This window comes from Polaromonas eurypsychrophila, assembly GCF_014641715.1.
Lineage (GTDB): Bacteria > Pseudomonadota > Gammaproteobacteria > Burkholderiales > Burkholderiaceae_C > Polaromonas > Polaromonas eurypsychrophila.
The window spans coordinates 231,551-252,518 of the sequence record NZ_BMIG01000003.1; the positions used below are offsets into that span (position 1 = coordinate 231,551).

Below are 20,968 nucleotides of genomic sequence, written 5' to 3' on the forward strand. Positions count from 1 at the left end.
CCCAGCGAACTCTCTGTCTATCGCACCACCTTGCCATCGGGTGTGATGGTGACCAGATCAACCAGGCGCACCGATTCATATTTTTTTGCACGCAGGTCCACGCGGAATCCGCAGACGTCGTAGTCGGTGACCGACTCGAAAGCTTTCTGGAGTCCCGAACGGTCCACCTTTCCGGCGGCGGCGCTGCGCCGCACGCCTTCGGCAAAAGTGCGGGCGGCGATATAACCCTCCACACTTTCGTAGCTCGGGTTCTGGTCGGTTTGGTTCAACACGTCCAGGTACTCCTTGATGATAGGTGTGCCCGCACTGCGCGGCGACGGCACCACCTGGGAGATGATCACGCCGCTGATTTCCTTACCGAGCGCCGTGAACAGCGGATCAATTCCCACCACCGAAAAGTTAAGAAACTGACCGGCAAAACCGGTCTTGCGCATGGCCCGGATGAAGGCGGCCGAGGTATTGAACAGGCTGACCTGGATGATGGCCTGAGCATTCGACTTGGCCAACAGGGCCACTGCCTGACCAACCTTGTCGCTGTTGAGCGGCGAAAACGCGCTCGCCACCAGCGGCGGCAGCTTCAAGTCCACCAGGGCCTGGTTGACGGCCGCCAGCCCGGCACGGCCCATGGCGTCGTCTTCAGCAAACACGGCGATGCGGTTTTGGTTCAGCGTCGCGCAATGGCGCACCATCTTGTAGGCTTCATCGGCCAGCGCCGGCCGGATGTGGAAAGCGTTGCTCAAGGAAGCTTCACGCAGGCTGTCCGACGCTGCAAACGGCGCAAAAAATAGCGTGTTGGCCGGTTTGGCCACGGCAAAGGCTGCATCGCAACTGGCTGTACCGACAAAACCGAACAAGGCATCGACATCCTCAGCGATCAATTGTTTGGCGTTCGCAGCTGCTTTTTCAGGGTTGTAGCCGTCATCGAGCGTTTTGACCTCAATTTTGTAACCGGCTGCACCATTTTTGGCATTGATCGCATCGAAATAGAGCTTGGCGCCGTTGAGGTAGGCCAGGCCGATCTGGTCGGCCGCACCGGTCAGGGGAACAGATTGCCCGACCACCAGTTTGCGGCCTCCTCTACCCGTTTGAGACCACACGGCAGGACCGAAAACTGCTGCGCCCGCTGTCAGGGCGCTGGCGATGTGTGCACGACGATTGATTTTCATACAAACCTTATAGAGTGGCCAGCTTCGCAAGAGGAGTGCTGCAATTTGTGGCAGTCGCTTGTAAGCAATTGAAAGAAGGGAGAAGGTTAATTCTTTCGCCCCTCGAAAAGGACGCGGCGGAATGCCAGCACGTCATAAGGCTATGCAGGCCATGCAAACACCGCTCACAGCAGGCGGCAGTTATGGCCGATGGAGCAGCGCCCGAATCTGCCAGGCCAAAAACAAACCGGCCACCGAGCAGGCACCGGTCACCACCCAGGTCCATTGCCAGTGGCCGGCCTGGGCCGCCACCCAAGCCACCAGCGGCGGCCCGCAGAACTGCCCCACTGCAGACCACTGCTGCACCCAGCCGACCGTGGTCGGCACCGTCTGCAGGCCAGGCGCGAGCCGGACCGTGAGACTGAACAGCGTTCCGGGGATCAGCCCACCGATCATGGAAAAAACCAGCACGGCGAGGTATTGCACTTGGGGATGGCCGTCTACGCCGAACGCCACAAGCGTGCCGAGTGCCATCGCCACAAAGCCGGTTGCCAAGAGTGCGACAGGCGCAACGCCGCGATGCAGCAGCCGGCCAGCAGCCAGGTTGCCGATGATGTTGACACCGGCCGCCAGCGCTGTGAGCCAGGCCGTGGTCGCTGGCGCCAGACCCGCCTGCGCATAAATCGACGGGAGGAATCCGACCACGGCCATCCATTGCCCCGAATACATCGCAAAACTCAGGGCCACAGACCAGGCGCCGCGCGAGCGCAAGGTGAGCTTAAGCAAGGCGCGCCAAGGGGGTGATGCCGCACCCGCCTGCTGCGATCCTGCTGGCACGTCAGCAGGCACCCGCACCAAGACCAGCCCGGCGAGCAGCACCGCCAATGCAGACAGCCCCCACCACCACAGGCGCCAGCCCCAGGCGGCATCGGCCAGTGCCATCACGGCCGGGCCGGCCAGCAAGGCCAGCGCGGCACCCAGCGGCATGTATGCCCCCCAGCCGCCGAGCACCCGGCTCAATTGACCGGGAGGCACCAGCACACGCAGCAGACCAGGCGCAGGCAGCACCACACACAGAAAGCCCAGCCCTTCCAGCGCGCGCGACAGCAGCAGGACTGTCGCGGTCGGCGCGGCACCACCCAGCGTACTGGCTCCGGCAAGCAGCAGCAGGCCGGTCAACACGCTGCGCCGCGGACCCCAGCGCTGGATCAGCAAGCCGGCCGGCAGGCCCAGCGCCATGCCGGCGAGCTGTACCAGCGACAACAAAAAGCCGGCCTGCAACAAAGACACGCCCATGAGCTGCTGCAACACCGGCAGCGCCGGCGGCAATTTGGCGACGTGCAGTGCGGCCACCACGCCAGCGGCAATCACACAGCCGGCGGGATGGATCAGCTTCAAGCGGGGAAGGCCACGCGGCCGATCAGCCGTTCATGTTCCCGGGCGGCAAAACGGTCAGTCATGCCGGCAATGTAGTCGGCCACTACCCGCTCGGGCTTGGCCGGCGAGCTGGCGCCTGCCACCGGGCTGCTCTCAAGCCGGTCGAAACGGTCGGTATGCGCCTGCGGCATTTCGGCCGGATCGGCCATATAAGCGGCAAACAGCTCGCGCACCACCTGCTGCGCGGTCTGTGTGGTCTCGACCACCTGCGGATGGCGGTAGAGGTTTTGCAGCAGGAAGCGCTTGAGCGACGAGGACTTCAACGCCATCTCCGTGCTGAAACACACCAGCGGCGGGCTCAGCCGCACCGCATGCACACTGTCCACGCCGGCGGTGTCCAACGCCGCGCGGGTCGCATCCATGACATCGTAGACTTGGGCGCTGAGCATGCGGCGAATGGTTTCGAACAGCAGGCGGCGCCCCTGCAGCCCCGGATGCTGCAGCAAGGTTTCGCGGCTGTACTGCTCGAACAGCTCGACCTCAGCCAGTTGCGCCAGGCTCAACAGGCCGGAACGCACACCATCGTCAATGTCATGCGCGTTGTAGGCGATCTCGTCGGCCAGGTTGGCGAGTTGGGCTTCCAGGCCCGGTTGCGACACGGGCTGCCCCTCTGCCGCAGCCAGGAAACGCTGCGCCACACCACAAGGCTCACGCGCCTCGATGCGCCGGGCGTTGCGGCGCGAGCAGTGCTTGAGGATGCCTTCGCGGGTCTCAAACGACAGATTCAGACCATCGTAGTCGGGGTAACGCTCTTCCAGCGTATCCACCACGCGCAGGCTCTGCAGGTTGTGTTCAAAGCCGGCGCTGTCGGGATGGTGGCTTTTCAGGCAAGCATTGAGCGCGTCCTGCCCGGCATGGCCAAACGGCGTGTGGCCCAGGTCATGCGCCAGCGCAATGGCTTCCACCAGGTCCTCGTTCAGCCGCAAGGTGCGGGCGATGGAGCGGCCGAGCTGGGCGACTTCGAGCGAATGCGTCAGGCGGGTGCGGAACAGGTCGCCCTCGTGGTTCAAAAACACCTGGGTCTTGTAGACCAGCCTGCGGAACGCGGTCGAATGTACGATGCGGTCACGGTCGCGCTGGAAGGCGGAGCGCGTGGGCGCGGCCGGCTCAGCATAACGGCGGCCGCGGGACGCGGCGGGATCACAGGCGTAGGGGGCCAGCAGAGTCATGGTTTATGCATCAAATCGGCCTTTAGCCCCTATCAGACATGCGCCATCAGCTATTATTTTAATAGCGATCGCGCGTCGCATTCAATCGCAACTGGCATCAATCACTTCGCGCACCAGGGCGTCGGGTGCGCTGCGAACCATGGCGCTGCCCGGTGCGGCTATCACAACGAATTTGATTTCTCCAGCCTCGGCTTTTTTGTCGACGCGCATCAGCGCCAGGTAACGCCCGGCGCTGTCTTCAGGCGACAGGCGCGGGCCGGTGACCGGCAACCCGGCGCGCTGGATCAGCGCACGCAGGCGTTCCACAAAAGCGTCATCGACCAGGCCCAGGCGCTGCGACAAGCGCGCCGCCATCACCATGCCGCAGCCCACGCCCTCGCCGTGCAGCCAACGGCCGTAACCGAGCCCCGACTCGATGGCATGGCCAAAGGTGTGTCCAAAATTGAGGATGGCCCGCAAGCCGTTTTCACGCTCGTCCTGACCTACCACGTGCGCCTTGATTTCACAGCTGCGCCGGATCGCGTGCGCAAGCGCCGCCGGATCGCGCGCCAGCAGGGCGCCAATGTTGTCTTCGATCCAGCCGAAAAAACCCATGTCGGCAATCGGTCCGTATTTGATAATTTCGGCCAGTCCGGCACTGAGCTCGCGAGACGGCAGGCTCTGCAGCACATCAAGGTCACAGATCACCCGCTCGGGCTGGTAAAACGCGCCCACCATGTTTTTGCCCAGGGGGTGGTTGATAGCGGTTTTGCCGCCTACGGAAGAATCCACCTGTGCCAGCAACGTGGTCGGCACCTGCACAAACGGCACGCCACGCATGTAGCAGGCAGCGGCAAACCCCGTCATGTCCCCGACCACGCCGCCGCCGAGCGCAAACAGCACGGTCTTGCGGTCGCAACCATTTTCCAGCAGCGCATCAAAAATCAGTTGCAGCGTGGGCCAGTCCTTGTGGACCTCGCCATCGGGCAAAACCACCAGCAGCACGCGCTTGTAGTGCGGCTGCAGGGCGTTGCGCAGGGCGTCGGCATACAGCGGCGCCACCACGGCATTCGTCACGACCAGGGCGGTGCTTGCAGCCGGCAGGTTCTGGTAAGTCGCCGGATCGCCCAGCAGGCCAGCAGCAATGTTGATGGGGTAGCTGCGCTCGCCCAGGTCGATGCGTACCTGCTGCGTTGCTGGAGAAGAATTTGCATGCATGCCTCAAGTGTAGAGGCTTCGCTTCGAGGCTTGCCGGGTGTCACCCACCTCGCGCCCGTGCCTCAGTTACGCGGAGCCGGCACCAGACCTGATGTTTCGAGCTGACTCGCAATCAGGTGAACCAGTGCCGGCACAGAGGGCCGCCCGGTCTCGACAACAAAGCGCACGCTCTCGCGGTACAGCGGGTCGCGCAGGGCATACAGGTCACGCAAACGTGCCAGCGGATCGGTCACCTGAAGCAGCGGCCGATTTTGGTCATGGCGCAAGCGGCGAAAAACGTCTTCTGGCGACGAATGCAGATAGATCGCATGGCTGCGCTGCTTGAGGTGCTCGCGATTGGCTGGCCGGAGTACGGCGCCGCCGCCCGTGGACAGCACACAGGGCTCGCCTGAGGTCAGTTCGTCAATGACAGCCTGCTCCAAGTCGCGGAAAGGTTCTTCGCCCTCGCGTTCGAAAAACTCGCGGATGGACAGACCGATGCGTTTTTCAATGACCTGGTCGGTGTCCAGGAAGGGCCAGCCCACGCGCCGGGCGAGCTGGCGACCGACGGTGGACTTGCCTGAGCCGGGAAGGCCGACGAAGGCGACATGGGCAACTGAATTCGAAGGAGCATCCATGTCAGTTTTGATCGGGTCATCGAAAGAGGAGGTGAAGCCAATAGCGCGCGACATCCGAGTCACAAAAGCTTCAAGGGGACAATGCGCCGCCCGCCTACGCAGCTCACCTCTGCGTTACCTTAACCCATCGGCAAACGTCAGCGTAAAGCAGCACCGTTGCTGATCATTTTGGGCGAGATAAAAACCAGCAGTTCAGACTTGTTGGCGGTGCGCGTTCTGGTTTTGAACAAGTTGCCGACGCCCGGCAAATCGCCGAGCAGGGGAACCTTGGTCACATCCTCACGCTCGTTCTGCTCGAAAATGCCGCCGATCACCACCGTGCCGCCGTTTTCCACCAACACCTGGGTTTGGATGTGTTTCGTGTCAATCGCGAAGCCATTGGCGGTGGCGCGGCCCACACTGTCCTTGTTCACGTCGACATTCAAAATGATATTGCCTTCCGGCGTGATCTGAGGCGTAACTTCAAGCTTCAGGTTGGCCTTGCGAAAAGCAATGGAGGTGGCACCGCTGGAAGTAGCCTGCTGGTAAGGCAATTCCGTGCCCTGCTCGATCAGCGCCTTGACCTGGTCGGCCGTCACGATGCGGGGACTGGACACAATCTTGCCCTTGCCATCGGCCTCCATCGCGGAAATTTCAAGGTTCAACAACCTGGTCAGCGATGAATTGAAGAGAGACACAGCGAAAGTTGCAGCAGGAAAACCATTTTGACCGACGCCGGGCAGGTTGATAAAATCTCCTGCCGTCGTTCCGAAATTTGACCCCAACTGGGCCGCCGTACCCGCCGGGATATTCGGCGTGATGTAGGTCGCGCCAAACTGGGTGTTCTGGCTGCCGTTCAATGTGAAGGGACGGCCACCCAGCCTCACGCCCAGGGACTTACCAAAAGTATCGGAGGCTTCCACGATTCGCGCCTCGATCAGTACTTGCCGCACGGGAATATCCAGCTTGGCAATCAAGCTTTGAACCTGCTCCAGCTTCGACGGGATATCGGTCACGAACAATTGGTTGGTGCGGGTTTCCGAGATCACGCTGCCGCGAGCCGACAATATCTTGGTGGCGCCCGGTGCTCCGGATCCCAACAAGCCCTTGGCAATCTCTTCCGCCTTGGCATAGTTCAGTTTGAAGTCCTGGGTACGAACCTGCTCCAGACTCTGGATTGCATTGCGCGACTCCAGATCGAGCTTGTCCTTCGCAGCCAATTCATCCTTGGGCGCGATCAGCAGCACATTGCCCGTTTTGCGCATGCCCAGGCCCCGCGCTTGCAAAATAATATCCAGCGCCTGGTCCCAAGGTACATCCTTCAGGCGCAGTGTCACCGCGCCCGTGACACTGTCCGATGTCACGATGTTGAAGTTGGTGAAATCGGCGATGACCTGCAGCAAGGAGCGGGTTTCAATGTTCTGGAAGTTCAGGGACAGCTTCTCGCCGGTGTAACCTGGCCCCTGCGACAACTTGGATTCGTCCACCTTCTGCTGGCGAACCTCCAGCACAAACTGGTTGTCACTTTGGTAGGCGCTGTGCTCCCACAAGCCTTTGGGCTCCACCACCATGCGGACCTTGTCACCAAACTGGGAAGTTGTCACGCTTTGCACCGGGGTGCCAAAGTCCGACACGTCCAGACGGCGGCGCAAGCCTTCGGGCAATGCAGTTTTCAAAAATTCCACGACCAGGGTCTGACCCTGCTGGCGGATATCGACACCGACCTGGTTGTTCGCCAGGTCAACCACGATCCGGCCCGACGCATCGGTGCCGCGCCGAAAATCGATGTCTTTGAGCGGCAAGGTATCGCGGTTGCGGTTCTCGGCAAAAACCGGCGCGGCAACCGCTGATGGTGCAACCAGAGCAACTGGGGCCAAGGTGATCAGCAGGGACTTGCCTTGAATCTGTGTGCTGTAGGCAGTAGACGCCTTGAGATTGAGCACCACACGGGTTCTCTCGCCAGCCTGCACCACATTGGCAGAACGCAAATTACCCAGATTCAGGTCCACCGCCGAACGACCCATGGAATTGGTGACGCCGGGAAAATCCAGTGCGATACGAGCCGGCGTCTGGATCGTGAAACCCGTCGGCACGGCCGTCAATGCCTCCGTCAGGTCGATGCGAATCACTTCCGTACCGCCCTGAACAGACCCCGTCACGGACTCTATGGCGTTGGGTGCTTGCGCCCACAACGCGGCCGGCAAGGAAGCGGTCAACAGGGCCACACCGATCACTGCCCGTGCAGACAGCTGCGCGCACGCGCGATGCAACGTCCCCGCCCCGGTAGTGCATGCGTTCTTGTTCATTTTGATCCCTCTTGAAGCTGTATGTTCGCCATCCGCTCGGTCCACTCCCCGGCGGCGTCCTGCACAATTTCACGCAGGGCCAGCTCGGTTTCAGAAATTTTCATGATTCGGCCGTAGTTCTGACCGAGGTAATTGCCAACCCGTACCTGGTAAAGCAAATTGTCCACGCGCAGCAAGGCCACGGGCTGCCCCTGCCGGATGAGGCTGCCCACCATGGCCACCGCATCCAGCGGCAAGGCCTCAAGCGGCTCCTTGCGACGGTTCAATTCTGGCGCGATGAGCGCCGCATTCGAGCTCGCCTGGCTGGAGTCTCGTTTGAGCGCCTGCAACAGTTTCTGGTTGCTAAAGGGCTCGATGGCGCCTTCCTGGGTGTAGGCCTGCGGCGAAAACTTGGTCGGTTCGGGCAGCGGCTGAATCCTGGGCCTGGTTTGGCTGCGTTGTTCACCCATCCATTGCTGCAACTCTTCATGTTCTGAGGAGCTGCAAGAAACCAATCCCAAACAACTTCCAAGGGCGGCCAGCAGAAACGTTATCTTCCTGATGCGAAGCTGTTTCATTTGTTCGGACCTTTTGCAGCAGGAGCGGTTTTTTGCTGCGACGAAATCTCTTCAGGATCGAGATAGCGAAAGGTTTTTGCCGTGCTGTCCATGCTCATCGTGCCGTCTTTGAGCGGAGAAATCGCGATATTGTTCAGGGTCACGATGCGCGACAGATTCGCGATGTCGGCGGCAAATGCCCCAATGTCGTGATACCGGCCCGTGACCTTGATCGCGATAGGCAATTCAGCGTAGTAGTCCTTGACACTCACCTGCCCTGGCCGGAACAACTCGAACTGCAAACTGCGGCCCAGACCGGCCTGGTTGATATCCGAAAGCAGCGCATCCATTTCGGCCTTGCTCGGCAGCTGTTTTTCAAGCTGGGTGACGTATTGCTGGACCTGCTCACGCTGTTTTTTCAAACCGTCCAGATTGGCCGCCAGCGCCAGTTTTTTCTTGAAGTCTTCTCTCAGTACCAGCTCCTTGGCTTGTTCGGCCTTCAGCTCTTCATCGGACGTACTGAGCCAGACAAACCACAACGCCACGACCACCGCCACGGTCACGAAAACGCACAAAAGATAACGCGGAAATGCCGGCCAGGAAGGCGGATCGTTCGGATTGAGCCCGACGAACTGTGCTTTCACGCCATCTTGAATCGCAGCAAAATTGATGTTGACTTTAGCCATGTTCAGTGCCTGTTCCAGACCACACCGTCAGCCCTTGCCTGCGGCGGACGCGGCCGGTGTGGGCTTGCCCGCCGCCGGGCTGGCAGCAGCCCCTGCTTTTTGCCCGTCGGTCGCCCGTTTAAGAGCCACTCGCATCGAAAAATTAGACACACGCCGCTGATCCCGGGGGCTGAGCGCAAGCGCCCTGCCGGTAATTTCAATCAGTTCAGGCCGGGTCAGCCACGGGCTGTTGTTGCTCAAGTTTCGCAACAGCTCAGACACCCGCTCATTAGACTGTGCAATCCCCGTCAGCGATACCACCTGGTTGTCCTGCTTCATGCTGGTCAGGTACACGCCATCAGGCAATTGCCGCACCAGCTCATCGAGCAAGTAGACCGGCAAATTCCGGTTACCCTGCAAATCTTCCACGGCATTCTGGCGGGCACGTAGCGCGGCAATTTCCTGCTGCAGGCCGGCGATTTCCTTGATCTGGTTCTCGAGACGAGTGATCTCGGTCTTGAGGAAAAGATTTTTACCCTGCTGCCCGGAAATTTGGGCTTGATACCAGGAATACACCGCCCCGCAAATCAGACCGCCCATCAGGGCTGCAATGCCCAATGCCACAAAAAAAGCCTCGCGCCTGCGTTTGCGCGCCGCTTCACGGTGGGGAAGTAAATTGACCAGAATCACTGGAAAAACCTCCGCAAGGCCAAGCCGCAGGACGTCAGGTACGACGCTGCTTCGCGCTTCATCTTGGTTTCACGGATGTTGCCGCTGAGTGTCATGCCCTCAAAAGGATTGGCTACCATGCAGGCAAATGAGGTTTGTTGCGTTACCGCATCGGTCAAACCCGGCAAGGCTGAAGAGCCGCCGGCCAGCATCACGTGGTCCACCTTGTTGTGCGGGGTGCTGGTAAAAAAGAACTGGAGCGCCCGGCCGATTTCCTGTGCCATGCTGTCGACAAAGGGCTTGAGCACGCTGACGCCATAATCATCAGGCAAGTCGCCGCTGCGTTTTTTACTCTCTGCCTCTTCAGGAGAAAAGCCATACTGGCGCACGATCAACTGGGTCAGCTGGGCACCGCCAAACGCTTGATCGCGTTCATACAGTACTTCGTCATTCTTGATGACCTGCATGCTGGTCGTGAGAGCGCCCACTTCAAACAGGGCCACCATGGTGTCCAGCCCCTTGTTCGGCAAGTTTTCTATCAAGCGCGCCGTCGCCAGGCGCGATGCGTAGGACTCGACATCTACCACCACCGGCTTCAGACCCGCCGCTTCGGCCAGTCCCTGTCGGTCGTTGACTTTTTCCTTGCGTGACGCAGCGATCAACACCTCCACATCACCCGCAGAGGTAGCGCTGGGGCCAAGCACACAGAAGTCCAGACTGACCTCGTCCAGGGAAAACGGAATGTACTGATTGGCTTCGGCTTCGACCTGGATTTCGAGCTCCTGCTCGCTCAAGCCGCCGGGGAGGATGATTTTCTTGGTGATTACCGCCGACGCCGGCAAAGCCATGACCACATTTTTGGTCCGGGTCCCGCTCTTTTTGACCACCCGGCGCACCGCTTCGGCCACTTCGTCAAATTTTTCGACGTTGCCGTCGGTGATCCAGCCCCTCTCCAAGGGCTCAATAGCACAGTGATCGAGCACCAGGTTGCCTGCCTTGTCGCGGCTCAATTCCACCAGCTTGACGCTTGACGAGCTGATATCCAAACCCAGCAAGGCGGACGATTGACGGTTAAATAAGGATCCCAAAGAGATCAAGACGGTCCCCAAATGACGGCTAACAAGTAGCACTGCAAACTTAAGAAATCACTTGAATGCTATCAGTAAGGTCCTTGTACGACAAAGGATTTTTCGGTTTTGGCTTACTATCACCGTTGTCAAAAGTTGACGCTTTTGACGAGTTTTGACGGTTTTTGGTGAACAAGCAACCGGCTATCAGTAAATGCAAAATTTGAAATCCCCGATGCGCCCCCCCATTCTTTAAAAACATGCATTTTTTATAATGCTGGCGCGCACTTACATTAGACCTCCATGGCTTCAAATTCCCCGTCCTCCGACACCGGCGCTTCGACCGCCCATCGCCTGCCCTGGCTGCCCGCCTTGCTGAAAGCCACCGCGTGGAGCCTAGGTGTGTTGGCGGCCGGTGCTGTGTCCGTCCTGCTGGTGGTGGCAGTTGCCCTGGCCGTGGCTTATCCGAACCTGCCGGACGTGTCCGATTTGCTCGACTACCGGCCCAAGCTGCCTTTGCGGGTGTATTCGTCGGATGGCGTATTGCTGGGCGAATTCGGCGAGGAGCGACGCAACCTGACACCGATTGCCGACATCCCCAAGGTAATGAAGGACGCCGTGCTGGCCATTGAAGATGCGCGCTTCTTCTCGCATGGCGGCGTGGACTACATCGGCGTGATCCGTGCCGGCCTGGCCAATATGGGCCGCGCCAAGAGCCAGGGCGCCTCGACCATCACCATGCAGGTGGCGCGCAATGTCTACCTCTCGACGGAGAAAAGCTATACCCGCAAAATTTATGAGATTCTGCTCACTTTCAAGCTGGAGCACTTGCTCAGCAAGAACCAGATCCTCGAGATCTACATGAACCAGATTTTCCTGGGGCAACGTGCTTATGGTTTCGCAGCCGCGTCGGAAGCCTATTTTGGCAAACCGCTCAAGGATGTCAGCATCGCGGAAGCAGCCATGCTGGCGGGGCTGCCCAAGGCCCCGTCCGCCTACAACCCTGTGAGTAATCCGAAGCGCGCGAAAGCGCGCCAGCTCTACATCATTGAGCGCATGCAGGACAACGGCTTCATCACGCAGGCTCAGGCCGAAGAAGCCAAAGCCGAGCAGCTCAAGGTTCGGTCCGGACCGGACACCGGTCGGGTTCACGCCGAGTTTGTGGCCGAAACCGTGCGCCAGCTGGTGTTCAGCCAGTACGGTGACGAAACCTACACCCGCGGCCTCAATGTCTTCACCACCCTGCGCGCCGCCGACCAGACGGTGGCCTACAAGGCCTTGCGCAAAGGCATCATGGACTATGAAAGGCGGCAAATTTACCGCGGGCCCGAAAAGTTTATCGAGTTGTCCAAAGATCCCCAGGAAACCGAAGACGCGATTGACGATGCCCTGGCAGACAGCCCCGACAACGACGACGTGATGTCGGCCATCGTGCTCGAAGCCGGTCCGAAAAAAATCGTCGCGGTGCGCCAGAACAGCGAGATCATTGAAATCACCGGAGACGGCCTGAAACCCGCCCAGTCTGGCCTGGCCGACAAGGCAGCACCCAATATCAAGATCCGGCGTGGTGCCCTGATCCGCGTCACCAAAACGCCCAAAAACACCTGGGAAATCACGCAGTTGCCGGAAGTCGAAGGCGCATTTGTAGCCATCGACCCGCGCAACGGCGCGGTGCGGGCGCTGGTCGGTGGTTTTGACTACGAAAAGAACAAGTTCAACCACGTCACCCAGGCCTGGCGCCAGCCCGGCTCCAGCTTCAAGCCTTTTATCTACTCGGCGGCGCTGGAAAAAGGTTTTACGCCGGCCACCGTCGTCAACGATGCACCGCTGTTTTTTGACGCAGGCGTCACTGGCGGCCAGCCATGGGAGCCCAAAAATTATGACGGCACCTTTGACGGTCCGATGAGCCTGCGGCGCGGGCTGGCCAAATCAAAAAACATGATTTCCATCCGGGTGCTGCAGGCCGTCGGCGCGAAAAATGCCCAGGAATGGATCACCCGGTTCGGTTTCGACGCGGAGAAACACCCGGCCTACCTGACCATGGCGCTGGGTGCCGGCTCGGTGACACCGCTACAGATGGCCATCGGTTATTCGGTCTTCGCCAACGGCGGCTACCGCGTCAACCCCTACCTGATCACCAAAATCACCGACCAGAAAGGGCGCACTGTCATTGAAACCCCGATCCCCGGCCTGGATGAGTCGGTCCGCGGCATCGAAGCGCGCAATGCTTTCATCATGTCTAGCCTGTTGCAGGAAGTGGCGCGCACTGGCACCGCCGCCAAAGCCCAGGCCACGCTGAAACGGCCCGACCTATACGGCAAGACCGGCACGACCAATGACTCGATCGACACCTGGTTCGTCGGCTACCAGCCGACGCTGACGGCCGCAGTCTGGATGGGCTACGACACGCCCAAAAAACTGGGCGACCGGGAAACCGGCGGCGGCCTGAGTCTGCCGGTCTGGATCAACTTCATGGAATATGCGCTCAAGGGCGTGCCGGTCACCGAATTCACGCCGCCCGAGGGGGTGGTCAATATCGGCGGCGAATGGTTTTACGACGAATACGCCAAAGGCTCAGGCGTCAGCAGCGTCGGTCTGAGCGACAGGCCTGCCCCCGGCACGGGCGCGGACAACCCGGTCCAGGGCCAGCCGGTACCGCCCGGCGCTGCGATTCAGTCACCGCCACCCAGCGATGAGAGAAAACGGATACTCGATCTGTTCAAAAACTAAGCGCCTTCAGGACGGCGCCGCAAACACCAGCGGTTGTCCGGCCTGCTCGCTGGCGTAAAGCGACAGCCCGGCAAACAGCTCACTGCCATCCTTGGTGTCACGCCACATGCCGTCAACCAGCTTGTAATGAAAACCGCCGGCGCGGGCGGCCAGCCAGATTTCCTGCAGGGGTTTTTGCAGATTCACGATGATCTGGCTGCGGTTGGCAAAACTCAGCGTGATCATGCCGCCCGTGCGCTGGCTGTCCACATCGGCATCGGTCTCGTCGTTAATGCAGTCGCAGGCCGTTTCAATGGCCTTGAGCGCAGCCTCCGCATGGTCCAGATAATCCAGGTCCGTCATTACAATCCCATCATGTTTGCAAGATCACATATTCGAGCTCAAATTCTAGGCCGTGCACGCGCTCTCGTCGCGGCTCATGGCTTTTGCACCCTTGCGCTGGCCGCGACAGCCGGTCTGACGGCCTGCGGCCAGAAGGGCCCGCTGTTTTTCCCGCCACCGCCGAAAGCGCTTCCCACGGCAGGCGTCACGCCGGTCACCCCAGCCAGCACCCTCGGCGCACTGGTAGAGGCACCCAACATCCCCCAGCCGCCACCCGCCGCGCCGCCTACCTCGGCACCGCGATGAGCCCGCCGAACCCGCCCACTGCGTCGGTGACAGATTTGCCGGGTGCCCCCCAGCTTGCCTATCGGCAGGGTCGGCTGCACCTGGAAGAGACGAGCCTGCATGCGCTGGCCCAAGAACACGGCACGCCGCTGTTTGTGTACTCCAAAGCCGCCATGCTGGCCGCGCTGGCGGCCTACCAGCAGGGCTTTGCGGGACGCGATGCGCAAATCTGCTACGCCATGAAAGCCAACTCCTCGCTGGGCGTGTTGCAGGTGTTTGCGCAGGCCGGCTGCGGGTTTGACATCGTCTCCGGTGGCGAGCTGGAACGCGTGCTGGCCGTCGGCGGCGATGTGCGCAAGGTCATTTTTTCGGGCGTTGGGAAAACCCGCGCGGAAATGCAGCTGGCGCTGTCGGCCGGCATCGGCTGCTTCAACGTCGAAAGCGAAGCCGAGCTGGATGTGCTGTCGGAGGTGGCCGTGGCCATGGGCCAGGTGGCACCCGTCAGCATCCGTGTCAATCCCAATGTAGACCCCAAGACCCACCCCTACATCTCGACCGGCCTGAAGGGCAACAAGTTCGGCGTGGCGCATGAAGACGCATTGCGCATTTACCAATACGCGGCATCACTGCCCGGCCTGAAGGTCGCCGGCATCGACTGCCACATTGGCTCGCAGATCACCGAGACCACGCCTTACCTGGACGCGATGGACCGGGTGCTGGACCTGGTTGCGGCTATCGAGGCTGCGGGCATTGCCATTGATCACATCGACTTTGGCGGCGGCCTCGGCATCAACTACAACCAGGACACCCCGCCGGCGGCGGATGCCTTGTGGCAACTGCTGCTGGCCAAGCTGGACGCGCGCGGCTACGGCAGCAAAAAACTGATGATAGAACCCGGCCGCTCGCTGATCGGCAATGCCGGCGTCTGTCTGACCGAGGTGCTTTATCTGAAACCCGGCGAGCAGAAAAACTTCTGCATCATCGACGCTGCCATGAACGATCTGCCGCGTCCGGCGATGTACCAGGCCTTCCACGCCATCGTGCCTGTCGTTCCCGCATCGGACAGGCCGGAGACCACTTACGACGTGGTCGGTCCGGTCTGCGAAAGCGGTGACTGGATAGGCCGCGACCGTGCGCTGGCGGTGCAGGCCGGCGACTGTCTGGCGGTGCTGTCGGCGGGCGCCTATTGCATGAGTATGGCCAGCAACTACAACACGCGCGGACGCGCCGCCGAACTGCTGGTCGATGGCACCAGGGTCCACGTGATTCGCCGCCGGGAGACCGCAGCCGACCAGATGCGGCAGGAGCAGCAGGTCTCCGCCTGAACGGCGTCAGGCACTGCAGGCCAGGCTTGCATCGCTATTATTTTGATAGCTGTTCGCGCCCGGTGGATATGGGCTGGATACGTTTTTTCTTCATGTATTGTCGAACACGCCAGCCGAGCAGTACGGCCAGGATCACAGCGTACACCGCCACTTCGGCAAAGTCATTCTTGCCCGAACGCATCCAGAAAAAATGCAGCAGGCCCAAACTGGCGATCAGGTAAACCAGCTTGTGCAGCATCTGCCAGCGTTTGGCGCCCATCTTTTTGATCGCGGCGTTGAAAGATGTGGCGGCCAGCGGCGTCAGCAACAGGAAAGCCGAGAAACCCACCAGGATGAACGGTCGCTTAATGATGTCCTTGATGATCTCGGGCACGTCAAAGCCCATGTCGAACCAGCCGTAGCTCAGCAGGTGGATCACCACATAGAAGTAAGTGAACAGCCCCAGCATGCGCCGAAAGCGTGCCAGCGCCGGCGTGCCGCTGATCACGCGCAGCGGCGTAACCGCCAGCACGATACACAGGAAACGCAGGGTCCAGTCGCCGGTCGCACGTATCAGGTGCTCGGCCGGGTTGGCACCCAAGTTGTTGGTGAAGGCGCCGTAAAACAACCACGCAAAAGGCAGCAAGGCCAGCGCAAACACCAGTGGCTTGGCCGCCGCATGCATCAAGGCCTTGTTGAGCGCGGCACTCATCCGCCGCCGGGCCGCCCCAAGGCGGATGAAGCCCCCTCGGGGGGCAGCGAAGTACACGCAGTGACGAGCGTGGGGGCCATATGCATCAGAAGTTCTTCTTGAGATCCATGCCGGCGTAAAGCTGGCCGACCTGCGCCTCATAGCCGTTGAACATCAGCGTCTTGCGCTTCTTGGCAAACAGGCCGTCCTCGCCGATGCGGCGCTCCGTCGCCTGGCTCCAGCGCGGATGGTCCACATCCGGGTTCACATTGGAATAAAACCCGTATTCGTTGGCGGCGGCCTTGTTCCACGCGGTGCGCGGTTCCTTGTCAGTGAAACGGATCTTGACAATGCTCTTGCCGCTTTTAAAGCCGTATTTCCAGGGCACCACCAGACGCACCGGAGCACCGCTCTGGTTGGGCAACACTTCGCCGTACATGCCGAAGGTCAGCAGCGTCAGCGGGTTCATCGCTTCGTCCATGCGCAGTGCTTCGACATAAGGCCAGTCGAGCACACGCGAGCCGACAAAAGGCATGGTCTTGGGATCGGCTTGGGTGATGAACTCGACGTATTTGGCGTTGCCCAGCGGCTCGACCTTCTTGATCAGTTCAGCCAGCGAATAACCAACCCAGGGAATCACCATGGACCAGCCCTCCACGCAGCGGAGGCGGTAGATGCGCTCTTCCTGGGCGCTGAGCTTGATCAGGTCCTCGATCGCCCAGGTTTTCGGCTGCTTGACCAGGCCTTCGACCGCGACGGTCCAGGGCTTGGTAACCAGGGTATGCGCATTTTTGGCCGGGTCGGCCTTGTCGGTGCCAAACTCGTAGAAGTTGTTGTAGGTCGTCGAGTCCTTGTAGTCAGTGACTTTTTCCATGGTCACCGCACCAGCCACGCCAGACTTCGCGCCAGGCAGCGCTGCCAGCTTGCCGGGTTTGCCCACGCCCTGCGCCAGCGCCTCTCGCCCTGCCCAGCCAGCCAGAGCTGCACCGGCTGCGCCACCGGCCATCAGCTTGATCATGTCGCGGCGCTGCTGGTACATGCCCTGGGACGTGATCTCGCTGGAAACCGGGTGAATAAAACCGCTGTCACGGGTCTTGATGAGCATCTTGCTTCCTTGTAGTCGTTTTGGTCAGGATTTGACGGTTAGTCTGGATACGCAGCCACTTCTTACAAGGATTCAGACAGGGGCTACAAGGTTCCGTAACTGTGCAGCCCCGACAAGAACATGTTCACGCCCAGAAAGGCAAACGTGGTCACAGCCAGCCCCACCAGCGCCCACCAGGACGCCACGGTGCCGCGCAGGCCCTTGACCAAGCGCATGTGCAGCCAGGCCGCGTAGTTCAGCCAGACGATCAACGCCCAGGTTTCCTTGGGGTCCCAGCTCCAGTAGCCACCCCAGGCCTCGGCCGCCCACAGCGCGCCCAGCACGGTGGCGATGGTGAAGAAGGCAAAACCCACCGCAATCGCCTTGTACATCACGTCGTCAAGCACCTCGGCCGACGGCAGGCGTGCGGCGATGCGCTTGCGGCCCAGCAGGATGCCAGCCGCGATCAGGCCCGAGACCAGCAAATAACCGGCCCAGTAGTTGCCGCCGCCGACATCGGCCGGCGATTTACGGAAAACAATCGGTACGAAACACAGCACCACACCGAGCAGCCACAGGGGCGTCAGTTTGTACCAGCGGGTCTCAAGCGCCTGCTGCTTGATCAGGTAGGCCAGCGCGACCATGGCCGCCAACGAGAACATGCCGTAACCAATGAAGTTGGCCGGCACATGCAGCTTCATCCACCAGCTCTTGAGCGCCGGCACCAGCGGCTGGATTTCATGCGCCTCGCGCACCACCGTGTACCAGAGCAGGAAACCTACAGCGGCACTGACCACCAGCATCACAAACGCTCCCATGGCGCGGGTCTTGTACTGCGCTTCGAAGTAAAGGTAAAACGCGGCCGTCATCCAGCAGAACAGCACGAATACTTCGTACAAATTGCTGACCGGGATATGGCCCACATCCGCGCCTATCAGGTAGCTTTCGTACCAGCGAACCATGGTACCGATCAGCGCCATGCCCACGGCCACCCAGGCGAGCTTGCTGCCCAGCGACTCCAGCGCATCGCCCGGCTGGCGGATGAACATGCCCAACCAGTAAAACACCGTGCTCATGAAAAACAGCATGCTCATCCAGAGGATGGCCGACTGGCTGGAAAGGAAGTACTTGAGCCAGAACACCTGCTCGGCCCGCGCCAGGTCACCCTGGTAAGACGCGATGCCGAGCAAGGAGAACAGCGCCACCACCCCCATCAGCACGCGCAACGGCCGCCAGAACCAGCCCATCGCAATGGCAGCTGGAATCGTGCCCAGCAGGATGCCTTTTTCGTACACATCCATGAAGCCGTGGTAACGAGCAAAGGCGAACAGACCGCCAGCCAGCACCAGCGCCGCAAAAATCCAGTCGGCCAGACTGCGTTTGGCAAAGTAGCCTTCATGCAGGCTGATGGTGGTCGCGTCGGCTCCGCGCGAGCTCAGCGTTGTCGTGGTGGTGTTCATCGTGGCACCTGTAAAAGTTTGGTCTTCAGCATCTCGAACTCCCTGTCAACTTCCATGGTCTGGCGGTTGGTCGACAAGGCCATGGTCGCCTGACTGCCTGGGCTAGATTCTGGTCCCTTTTCGGCATCTGCGCCGCCAGCCGGCGCCAGCCAGATCCAGAGCCGGCGCTCACGCACATACAGCATGGCAAAAATACCGAGGATCAGCAGCGCGCAACCGAGGTAGACGATGTTTTTGCCGGGGGTTCGTGTCACCTGGAACACGCTGGCCTGCACCTGCGTGAAGTCCTTGAGCTCAAACGTCATGGGCGCCGGATAATGGTGGGCGTCGCTGAGAGACAACACGGCCTGCGCCATCCAGGCCTGGGTTCTGTCGTCCAGGGGCAGGGGCTTGAGATCGCTTTGTTCACGCGTTATTTGCGCCAGCTCGAACAAGACACCGTTGAGAATGCGCACCAGCACCTCGCCGGCACGGTTGCGTTCGGCCTCCGGCACATTGGCTTCCATGAAGTCCGAGATCGCCTGCAGACCCGCCAGCGGCGGTTTCTGACCGGCGACGGGCTGGTCCGGCCCGGCGAACAAGACCAAAGCGCGCGATGCAGAGGCCGCCAGTTGCTGGGCAAGATCAGGACGGTCCGCCGCAATGGCCTGCCGCACATAACGCTGAACCGCCCGCTCGCGCTGGACCGGATCGGCGAGCGCGCGACGCAGCCGCAAAAAGCCTTCCATGCTGCCCAGTTCATCGGCCGGAATGCGCAGGTACTGAAAAGGTTGAGCCGGTGTTTCGCGCACGCCGAGCAGAAACAGCGCCGGCGTGAACTCGGCGCTGTCCATCTTCACCGGCAGCATATAGTTGTGAAATTCGCGCGCCTGGCCGGCCGCGTCGCGCAGCTTGTAGCTCAGGCTGGGGCCGACGTTACGCAGCTCTTTTTGCTCTTTGGTCTTGTTGGCCGCGCCCATGCGCGCGTCAATGGACTGGCGCAGGTCTACCTTGCGCACGTCGGCACCCGAACCGCCCAGGTTGCCGGCGCCGCTGAAGTTTTCGACGTTGATGACACGCAGCGCTGTGTATTCGAGCGTCATTTTTTCAGGGCCGTTGGTCAGGCTGCTGGAGCCGCCTATCGTGCCCTGGATTTCAAACGGTTTGCTGGAAGGCTGGGGGCCCACGGCCATGGGCACGGCCTTGAGCGTGACGCTGGAACCGCCGTCGTCAAAGCTGGACTGATAAATCTCGATGCCCTTGTGGTGCGCCGGATGGTTGACCTCGACGCGATGGGGAATCTTTTCGCCGGTTTCCCGGTCATGGATCACGATCTCGCTGGCAAACAGCTTGGGCATGCCGGTCGAGTAGTACTCGACGATGAATTTTTTGAGCTCCACCGAAAAGGGCAGGTCCTGCAGCAAAACACCGCCAGGCTGGTTCAGGATGGCAGTGCTGGACTGCGTGCCCTCTGCCACCAGCAGGTTGGCGCGAAAGGTGGGGTTGCGCTCGCTCAGGCGATGCCGGGCCGGCACATCGGCGATCAATCCGCCGCCGGTGTAGATGGACTTGTCATTGAGCCACATCTGCGCGCGCACCACCAGGTCGCCGTCGAGCAGGCCGCCGACACAGACCAGCACAATGGCGCCGTGCGCAGCGATGTAGCCGAGCTTGTTGGCAGCGCCGGCCTTGGCGGCAACCATCCAGCCGCTGCCACCGGGCGCGTCCCGCTGCTGCAGCTTGACCTTCCAGCCGCTCTGTACCAGGGTCTGGCCGATGCGCCGGGCAGCCGTCTCGGGCGCTTCGCCCAGCGCCTGCTCGGCGCGGTGGCCGAAAGCCTTCAGGCTTTGCTCTCGGACGTTTTCCTTGAGCTGGTTCCAGTCGGCCAGAATTTTCGGCGTGTTGCGGGCAATACACAGCGAAGTGGACAGCACCAGAAACGCCAGGATCAGCATGAACCACCAGGCGCTGTAAACGGTGTTGAGATTGACCGCGCCAAACACCTGCGCCCAGAACGGACCGAACTGGTTGACGTAATTGGTCAGTGGCTCCTGCTGCTTGAGCACGGTTCCGATCACCGAGGCGATGCAGATGACGGTCAGCAACGAGATCGAAAACCGCATTGATGACAGCAGCTCCACGCTGGAGCGCAGGGCGTGGGAACCGGACTTGAGCCGCAGGCCGTGGGTGGAAACTGTCATGCGTGTGGGGCCATGGGCAAAGTGGACTGCAATAAAAAAAGGCGGGCCTTCATCGGGACCCGCCTTGGTATGGAGTGTTGAAGTCGGCCGGGGTTCAATACAAACCGCTGAAAAGCGCCATATTTC

Annotated in this window: 18 protein-coding genes; 3 read left to right on the forward strand and 15 right to left on the reverse strand. The window is 60.8% G+C overall.

Features of this window, described 5'->3' with window-relative positions; translation table 11 throughout:
- Window positions 1-17: 17 nt before the first annotated feature.
- The 10 genes from IEX16_RS06055 to IEX16_RS06100 all read right to left on the reverse strand — a co-directional run bounded on the left by IEX16_RS06055 (window position 18) and on the right by IEX16_RS06100 (window position 10,817).
- The gene (locus IEX16_RS06055; RefSeq protein ID WP_188707447.1) at window positions 18-1,166 is read right to left on the reverse strand and encodes an ABC transporter substrate-binding protein; all 1,149 of its coding nucleotides are present in this window, start codon (window positions 1,164-1,166) and stop codon (window positions 18-20) included.
- Between the two features lie 180 nt (window positions 1,167-1,346).
- On the reverse strand, window positions 1,347-2,543 hold the full coding sequence (locus tag IEX16_RS06060; RefSeq protein WP_188707448.1) for an MFS transporter: 1,197 nt from the start codon (window positions 2,541-2,543) through the stop codon (window positions 1,347-1,349).
- The gene (locus IEX16_RS06065; RefSeq protein WP_188707449.1) at window positions 2,540-3,751 is read right to left on the reverse strand and encodes a deoxyguanosinetriphosphate triphosphohydrolase; all 1,212 of its coding nucleotides are present in this window, start codon (window positions 3,749-3,751) and stop codon (window positions 2,540-2,542) included. Before IEX16_RS06065 ends, IEX16_RS06060 begins: the two co-directional genes overlap by 4 nt.
- 81 nt (window positions 3,752-3,832) lie before the next feature.
- A complete protein-coding gene (gene aroB, locus IEX16_RS06070) occupies window positions 3,833-4,948 on the reverse strand; it encodes a 3-dehydroquinate synthase (RefSeq protein ID WP_188707450.1) in 1,116 nt (371 codons plus the stop codon).
- Between the two features lie 62 nt (window positions 4,949-5,010).
- Entirely contained in the window at window positions 5,011-5,565 is a 555-nt protein-coding gene (locus IEX16_RS06075) for a shikimate kinase (RefSeq protein WP_188707451.1), read from the reverse strand.
- A gap of 137 nt (window positions 5,566-5,702) precedes the next feature.
- Window positions 5,703-7,850: a type IV pilus secretin PilQ gene (locus tag IEX16_RS06080; RefSeq protein ID WP_188707452.1), complete on the reverse strand. Its 2,148-nt coding sequence runs from the start codon at window positions 7,848-7,850 to the stop codon at window positions 5,703-5,705.
- The gene (locus IEX16_RS06085) at window positions 7,847-8,407 is read right to left on the reverse strand and encodes a pilus assembly protein PilP (protein ID WP_188707453.1); all 561 of its coding nucleotides are present in this window, start codon (window positions 8,405-8,407) and stop codon (window positions 7,847-7,849) included. Before IEX16_RS06085 ends, IEX16_RS06080 begins: the two co-directional genes overlap by 4 nt.
- Window positions 8,404-9,072: a type IV pilus inner membrane component PilO gene (locus IEX16_RS06090; protein ID WP_188707454.1), complete on the reverse strand. Its 669-nt coding sequence runs from the start codon at window positions 9,070-9,072 to the stop codon at window positions 8,404-8,406. The genes IEX16_RS06085 and IEX16_RS06090 overlap by 4 nt, the downstream gene beginning before the upstream one ends.
- Window positions 9,073-9,099: 27 nt before the next feature.
- Window positions 9,100-9,741 (reverse strand): PilN domain-containing protein, encoded by a 642-nt coding sequence (locus IEX16_RS06095; protein WP_188707455.1) that lies wholly within the window; start codon window positions 9,739-9,741, stop codon window positions 9,100-9,102.
- Window positions 9,738-10,817 carry a pilus assembly protein PilM gene (locus tag IEX16_RS06100; protein ID WP_188707456.1) on the reverse strand — a complete coding sequence of 360 codons (1,080 nt, stop codon included), beginning with the start codon at window positions 10,815-10,817 and terminating at the stop codon, window positions 9,738-9,740. Before IEX16_RS06100 ends, IEX16_RS06095 begins: the two co-directional genes overlap by 4 nt.
- A gap of 273 nt (window positions 10,818-11,090) precedes the next feature.
- On the opposite strand from IEX16_RS06100, the gene IEX16_RS06105 reads away from it, so the two are divergent.
- Window positions 11,091-13,517, forward strand: a complete 2,427-nt coding sequence (locus tag IEX16_RS06105; RefSeq protein WP_188707457.1) for a penicillin-binding protein 1A — start codon at window positions 11,091-11,093, stop codon at window positions 13,515-13,517.
- A gap of 6 nt (window positions 13,518-13,523) precedes the next feature.
- Here the strand turns inward: IEX16_RS06105 and cyaY are convergent, their stop codons facing one another.
- Window positions 13,524-13,859, reverse strand: a complete 336-nt coding sequence (gene cyaY, locus IEX16_RS06110) for an iron donor protein CyaY (RefSeq protein ID WP_188707458.1) — start codon at window positions 13,857-13,859, stop codon at window positions 13,524-13,526.
- 12 nt (window positions 13,860-13,871) lie between these two features.
- On the opposite strand from cyaY, the gene lptM reads away from it, so the two are divergent.
- Window positions 13,872-14,144, forward strand: a complete 273-nt coding sequence (gene lptM, locus IEX16_RS06115) for an LPS translocon maturation chaperone LptM (protein WP_188707459.1) — start codon at window positions 13,872-13,874, stop codon at window positions 14,142-14,144.
- Complete coding sequence (gene lysA, locus IEX16_RS06120; protein ID WP_188707460.1) at window positions 14,141-15,448, forward strand: diaminopimelate decarboxylase; 1,308 nt, start codon at window positions 14,141-14,143, stop codon at window positions 15,446-15,448. The genes lptM and lysA overlap by 4 nt, the downstream gene beginning before the upstream one ends.
- 37 nt (window positions 15,449-15,485) lie before the next feature.
- On the opposite strand, the gene msrQ is transcribed toward lysA, so the two are convergent.
- The 4 genes from msrQ to IEX16_RS06140 form a co-directional block, all read right to left on the reverse strand.
- Window positions 15,486-16,139, reverse strand: a complete 654-nt coding sequence (gene msrQ / locus IEX16_RS06125) for a protein-methionine-sulfoxide reductase heme-binding subunit MsrQ (protein WP_188707461.1) — start codon at window positions 16,137-16,139, stop codon at window positions 15,486-15,488.
- Between the two features lie 85 nt (window positions 16,140-16,224).
- Window positions 16,225-17,223 carry a protein-methionine-sulfoxide reductase catalytic subunit MsrP gene (msrP, locus tag IEX16_RS06130; RefSeq protein WP_188707462.1) on the reverse strand — a complete coding sequence of 333 codons (999 nt, stop codon included), beginning with the start codon at window positions 17,221-17,223 and terminating at the stop codon, window positions 16,225-16,227.
- A gap of 83 nt (window positions 17,224-17,306) precedes the next feature.
- Entirely contained in the window at window positions 17,307-18,662 is a 1,356-nt protein-coding gene (gene ccsB, locus IEX16_RS06135) for a c-type cytochrome biogenesis protein CcsB (protein ID WP_188707463.1), read from the reverse strand.
- Entirely contained in the window at window positions 18,659-20,842 is a 2,184-nt protein-coding gene (locus tag IEX16_RS06140) for a cytochrome c biogenesis protein ResB (protein WP_188707464.1), read from the reverse strand. Before IEX16_RS06140 ends, ccsB begins: the two co-directional genes overlap by 4 nt.
- Between the last annotated feature and the right edge of the window lie 126 nt (window positions 20,843-20,968).